The following is a 6,030-nucleotide window of genomic DNA, read 5'->3' on the forward strand; positions in this document are numbered from 1 at the left end:
ATATTTTTAAAATCTTCTCATAGAAGGTCTTTTTGTTGTACCTAAAAATAATCTTTGATAGTTTTTAAAAATAATATTTTCAAAATAATATCTAACCTATTTTTTCATATTAAACTTTACACTATCTAAAATTTAATATTTTACTATGTTATATAATTCTTTTAAAGTTTTAGCCTTTTCTAATTTATACATATTTTCTTTATTAGTTACAAAACTCATTATATAAGATAAAATATGTGATTGTTCTGATCCTTCTTTATTTAATATCATAAATAAATATTTTACATCTAAATCCTTAGATGGATTCATCATATCTTTAAAAGTTATTTTATTTTTTAATTTAACTAATACAACCTTTGTATCATTACAAAAACCACTTTCTGTATGAGGAATGGCTATATTAGGTATATTCTCTGCCACAACACTTAAATTAATTCCTGTTGGAAACTCATTTTCTCTTTTTTTTAAAGCTTGTATATAAGTTTCTTTCACCACTCCCTTTTTTAATAATTTTTTTGAAATTTTTTCAAAAACTTCATCTTTATATTTAATATCTTCTATAAATATTAAATCTGGTTCAAATAATTCTTGTCTTATGTTTTTATCCATTTAACCCTCCTTCTCATTTGTAATATTTTGTAATATTTTGTTTTTTCCTTGCAATCTCATTATATATTAAATACGTTTACATTTGCAATTTTATTAACCCTCAAATATATTCATAATAATTCTTAATTTGTTTTTTAAAGTATTTATTGTAATATTTTATATTTTTATCTATTATTTTCTCTAATTAACTTTATTTATCATTTTAATTTTTTTTTAAAATTAGTTAAAATATAAATTAATTATGTAAATTTATTTATTAAAAAAACTATGAAGTTTAATATTTTTATATAAACCTCATAGTTCATAATATAAAATTATTATTTAATAAATAAATTTATAAATTCTTGTTTATTAACATCAATTATTCCTAAATCAGACATCTTAACATCTGGTATTACTGGCAATGCTATGGTAGCTATTCTTAAAAGTGGATTAGGTGGTTCTATTAAACCAATTTTCCTTAATGCTTCTTTCATTTCAAGTGCTTCTTTAGCTAGATCTATACATTTTTTATTAGACATTAAACCTGCCACTGGTAACGCTAAGGTTTGTTTTATTTTTCCATTAACAGCACAAGTTATTCCTCCCCCTATTTTCTTTAATTCTTTTAAAACAGATAAAGCATTTTCTTCTTTATCATAAACTATAGTCATATTATGACAATCATGTGATACTGTACTACCTATAGCCCCATGACTATTTCCAAAATTCTCAACAATAGCAATAGCTTTAGAATTTTTCCCTTTATGTCTATTTATCACCATAACAGTCATTAAATCTTTATTATTAGATAAATCTACATATCCATTAACTACATTTACTTCTTTTTCTGAAAATGTAGTTATTGATCTTACTTTATCTTCATACTTAATAACATTCACTTTTATTTTCCCCTCATTTATAGGAGCTTTTATTTTAAAATCTTCTAAAGTTAAATCTTCATCTATATATACTGTATTTTTATTTTCTACATTTAATTTCATATTTTCAATTTCTTTAACTATTTTTCCATCTTTAGCTACTAATTCACCATTAAAAAATACAGCGGAAGGAACTATATCCTCTAAAGAAGGTGTTATTACCAAATCTGCTACAAAACCTGGTGCAATTGCTCCTAAATTAGAAATTTCTAATTCTCTTGCTGAATTTAAAGTTGCTGACCTTATAGCATCTATAGGATTCATACCCGCTTTTATAACTTCCTTTATTACATAATTTATATGACCATCCTTAACAATATCTTCAGGCTCTCTATCATCTGTACATAAAGTAAAATTGTCTAAATATCTAAAGTCTTTAACTCCTTTAAATAAATCTTTAACATTTTTTGAAATTGAACTTTCTCGTGCATCTACAAACATTCCATTTCTTATTTTATCTCTTGCTTCTTGAGGTAATCTACTTTCATGACAACTTTTTATTCCTCTTGTAAGATAAGCTGATAATGGTCTACCACAAGAAAAAGGAGCATGTCCTTGAAGAAAACCACCAAATTTTTCTCCCATTTCAATAATTGAATCCATTCTTTCTTCATTATTTATTACCCCTAAGAAATCCATTATTTCTCCTAGCCCTATAACTCTTTCCATTTTAAACATTTTTTCTATTTCTTTATAAGTAAAATTAGCACCTGCATTTTCCATATTTAATACTGAAGGAACACAAGATGGAGCTAATACATACTGTCTCATAGGTAAATCTGAACTAGAGTCATGCATATACTTAACACCTTCAACCCCTAAAACATTACCTATTTCATGTGGATCCGTAATTACTGTTGTTGTACCATGAACTAATACCGCTTCAGCAAAATTTCTTGGTGTCATCATTGTACTTTCTATATGAATGTGTATATCTATAAGTCCTGGTATAACATACTGACCTTTAGCATCAAAAATTACTTCTCCTTCTAAAGGTTCTTCTACTTTGTTTAATCCATCTGGATTACATTCAATATGACAAATAAAACCATCATAGATACCTATATTTCCATAATAAATTTCTCCAGTAAACATATTTAAAATTTTTCCATTCTTGATTATAAGTGAACATTTTCTTTTTCCCATAGCCGCTTCAACTAAACTTTTTTTATTTTTAGTCATTATTCTCATACTAACCCATTCCTTTCTAAAACAAATTATTCCATAGTTCATTTATATACACTTATACACTTAATTTTTAATAAGTCTAACCTAATAATATAAATTTTAAATATTATATTAGGGTACCTGTAAGGGTACCCTTTTACTCTTTATTCAAAATCTATTATATATTTTTTATATCGCAATATTATTACAGATAATAAAACTCAAAATTATATAATAAAATACATTAATAATAATACACTTAATACATATGCTCCTATATTAAGTTCTTTATACTTTCCTGAAACTAGCTTTACAAATACATATGAAATTATCCCTATACTTATTCCATTAGATAAACTAGCTGTAAAAGCAGTAAATATTATAGTTGCAAAAGCTGGGAAAGCTTCTGTAAACTCTGAAAAATCTATATCTTTAACTGCACTTATCATAAGTAATCCTATTATTATAAGTGCTGGTGCTGTTGCTTCTGAAGGTATCATTCCAACTACTGGTGTTACAAATAATGCTAATAAAAAACAAACTCCTGTTGATACCGATGTAAGTCCTGTTCTTCCTCCCGCTTCTATTCCTGAAGCTGATTCTATATATGTAGTTACAACTGTTGATCCTAATACAGCTCCTACCATAGTAGCTATTGAATCAACTAAGAATGGCTTATTTATATCTGGTAAATCTCCATTTTCATCTAAAAATCCTGCTTTAGCTGAAACTCCTAAAACCGTTCCTAAAGTAGAAAAGAAATCTCCTACAAAGAAAGTAAACATTATTGGAAAAAAGCTAAGCTTTAAAGAACCTATTATGTCAAGCTTAAAGGCAATTGGTTCTATTGATGGCGGAAGTGTTATAAACTTATCTGGTATTTGTGTTATTCCCATTGGTATACCTATTAAAGTTATTAATACTATACTTATTAAAACTGCACCCTTTATTTTTCTAGCCATTAATCCAACAAGTATAAATAATCCTATAACTACAAGCATAACTCCTGGTGAAGTTAAATCTCCAAGTTCTAACTTTCCATCTGTAATACTCATTAAGTTTCCATTCTTAAATCCTACTTGTGCAATGAAAAAACCAACTGCTGCTCCAATAGCTAATTTTACATTTTTAGGGATTGCCTTTACTATAACCTCTCTTAATCCGAATATTGTTAGTAAAAAGAATACTATTCCTGATATAAATGTCATTCCTAACCCTTGTTGCCAAGTAGCTAGCCCCCCTTGCACCATAGTAAAAGAAAAAAATGCATTTGATCCCATAGCTGCTGCCATGGCAAAAGGTCTATTTGTATAAAGTGCCATAACTATACTAAAAACACCTGCAAGTAATGCAGTTACAGCAGTTACAGCCCCTACATCCATTCCTGCCGCTCCCATAAAAGATGGTTGGACTACAAGTATATAACCCATAGTCATAAAAGTAACTATTCCTGCTGACACTTCTGTTCTAACATTTGTATTATGTTCTTGTAACTTAAAAATTTTCTCTAACATAAACTTCCCCTATCCCTATTTATTATAAATATATATTATTATTTATACGTATATTTGTCAATATAAAACTCGTATAATTCGTATTTATTTTTTCATTTAATTCGTTTTATTTTTAATTTTAATTTTATTAAAGTGTATAAATTAAAATTACAATATTTTATACACTTTTATTTAGTAACTATAGAGTAAATTGGTATATAATTAAATTAAAATAAATATATCTAATTTAAAAGCATATAATATAGTTACATAAAGGAGTGATTTCTTTGAATAATTTTTTTAAACACACACTGTCTATTTCTGAACATCAAACAATGGTTGATATAACACCATATGTAAATAAAGATATAAAAAATAGTGGCATTGAAAATGGTTTAGTGATAATATATTGTCCTCATACTACAGCTGGCATTACAATAAATGAAAATGCAGACCCTGATGTAGTTAAGGATTTACTTTATGGATTTGAAAAAGCTTATCCAACTCTTGATAGAAATTATAGACATTTTGAAGGAAATTCTCATGCTCACTTAAAATCATCTACTATAGGAGCATCTCAAACTTTAATTTTAAATGATGGAAATTTAATTTTAGGACGTTGGCAAGATATTTACTTCTGTGAATTTGATGGTCCAAGAACAAGAACTTTTTTTATTAAAATAATTGAAGGCTAATAATGAAAACTCAGCTAATTTTAGCTGAGTTTCTTATTATAAAAAACTATTACCACTCTTCATCATCATATTGTAATTTAAATACATCTTCCATATCTATTTCTAAATCTTCACAAGCTTGTTTGAAGCTACATCCATTTTCATCCATATATTTTGATACATAAGAATCTATTTGTATTCTTCTATCTAGTGAATCCAAATTCTCACCTCCTATTATAGAAATTATCTTAAAAATATTCTTTACATTTTTTATATTTTTATTCGTTAGTTTCTTTCCATATTTTTTCAACTAAGCTATCTATTTTATCTATAGCTTCTTTTTCTGCTTTTTCTTTCTCTTCTTGAGTAAATCCAGTTCCATCTATTAGTAATTCATTAAATTTTTTTATTCCTACTATTTTCATTAAATCCTCTACATAATTTATTCCTTTATTTAATGTACCTTTTAATATCCAAGGAATAGGTCCTCCAGAAGATTGTATATATAAAAATGATCTAGGTTTATCTTCTAATAATCCTATTATTTTATTTTCATTAATTTCTATAGTTTTTCCATCTTGTATTACACAATCTAAATATTCTTTTAAAGGAGCTGGAAAAGATAAACTCCACATAGGAGCAGCTATTACATAAATATCTGCTTCTTTAAATTGATCACATAACTTTACTATAGTATGTACTTCTTCTTTATCTTTTTCACTGAGTTTATTAAAATCATCCTTATTTACTACACAATTTCTTTTTTCAAAATATGGATATTCTAATCTTGGAAGATGTGTATTATATAAATCAATCTCCTCTAATTGAAATTCATTATGTTTTTCTAAAAATTTATTTATAAAAATTCTTCCTACTTTCTTACTTGAAGACAATTGTTCAGGTTTTGAATTTACAGTTATATATAATAATTTCTTCATTTTTAATATTTCTCCTATATAAACGTTAATTTTTCATTAGTTTATACTTTAAATTTAATTATATGCATTAATAATAATCCTCCTTAAAAATTTATTTATTATTAGTCGGTTGCGGAATTCCGCAACCATTAATTCACCTAACTTTTTTGAAGTTAAGTTTTTATATTTTCCTCCAGTATGGCACAATATAAATAACAAGAAATAAAAACACCAACAGGAGGTAAATAAC

General features: G+C 26.1%; 6 protein-coding genes. 1 reads left to right on the top strand and 5 read right to left on the bottom strand.

Annotated features, from left to right (window positions below):
• Positions 1-132: 132 nt before the first annotated feature.
• The 3 genes from GBZ86_RS11425 to GBZ86_RS11435 form a co-directional block, all read right to left on the bottom strand.
• Complete coding sequence (locus GBZ86_RS11425; RefSeq protein WP_152890780.1) at positions 133-609, bottom strand: PTS sugar transporter subunit IIA; 477 nt, start codon at positions 607-609, stop codon at positions 133-135.
• Between the two features lie 317 nt (positions 610-926).
• Positions 927-2,762 (bottom strand): adenine deaminase, encoded by a 1,836-nt coding sequence (gene ade / locus GBZ86_RS11430; protein WP_234885160.1) that lies wholly within the window; start codon positions 2,760-2,762, stop codon positions 927-929.
• A 161-nt stretch (positions 2,763-2,923) separates the two neighbouring features.
• Positions 2,924-4,210: an NCS2 family permease gene (locus tag GBZ86_RS11435; protein WP_152890782.1), complete on the bottom strand. Its 1,287-nt coding sequence runs from the start codon at positions 4,208-4,210 to the stop codon at positions 2,924-2,926.
• A gap of 266 nt (positions 4,211-4,476) precedes the next feature.
• Here GBZ86_RS11435 and GBZ86_RS11440 point away from each other — a divergent pair, with 266 nt between their 5' ends.
• Positions 4,477-4,884 carry a secondary thiamine-phosphate synthase enzyme YjbQ gene (locus tag GBZ86_RS11440; RefSeq protein WP_152890784.1) on the top strand — a complete coding sequence of 136 codons (408 nt, stop codon included), beginning with the start codon at positions 4,477-4,479 and terminating at the stop codon, positions 4,882-4,884.
• Positions 4,885-4,933: 49 nt separating this feature from the next.
• Here GBZ86_RS11440 and GBZ86_RS17210 read toward each other — a convergent pair whose 3' ends face one another.
• A complete protein-coding gene (locus GBZ86_RS17210) occupies positions 4,934-5,083 on the bottom strand; it encodes a hypothetical protein (protein WP_170272225.1) in 150 nt (49 codons plus the stop codon).
• Between the two features lie 58 nt (positions 5,084-5,141).
• On the bottom strand, positions 5,142-5,801 hold the full coding sequence (locus GBZ86_RS11445) for an FMN-dependent NADH-azoreductase (protein WP_152890786.1): 660 nt from the start codon (positions 5,799-5,801) through the stop codon (positions 5,142-5,144).
• Positions 5,802-6,030: the final 229 nt, after the last annotated feature.

Origin of the sequence: Clostridium tarantellae (assembly GCF_009295725.1) — a bacterium.
Classification (GTDB): Bacteria; Bacillota; Clostridia; order Clostridiales; family Clostridiaceae; genus Sarcina; species Sarcina tarantellae.

What these genes read in the sequence shown, in the direction of transcription:
- GBZ86_RS11425 (WP_152890780.1), bottom strand. Translation starts at nt 609, where the DNA reads ATGGATAAAAACATAAGACAAGAATTATTTGAACCAGATTTAATATTT.
- ade (WP_234885160.1), bottom strand. Translation starts at nt 2,762, where the DNA reads ATGAACTATGGAATAATTTGTTTTAGAAAGGAATGGGTTAGTATGAGA.
- GBZ86_RS11435 (WP_152890782.1), bottom strand. Translation starts at nt 4,210, where the DNA reads ATGTTAGAGAAAATTTTTAAGTTACAAGAACATAATACAAATGTTAGA.
- GBZ86_RS11445 (WP_152890786.1), bottom strand. Translation starts at nt 5,801, where the DNA reads ATGAAGAAATTATTATATATAACTGTAAATTCAAAACCTGAACAATTG.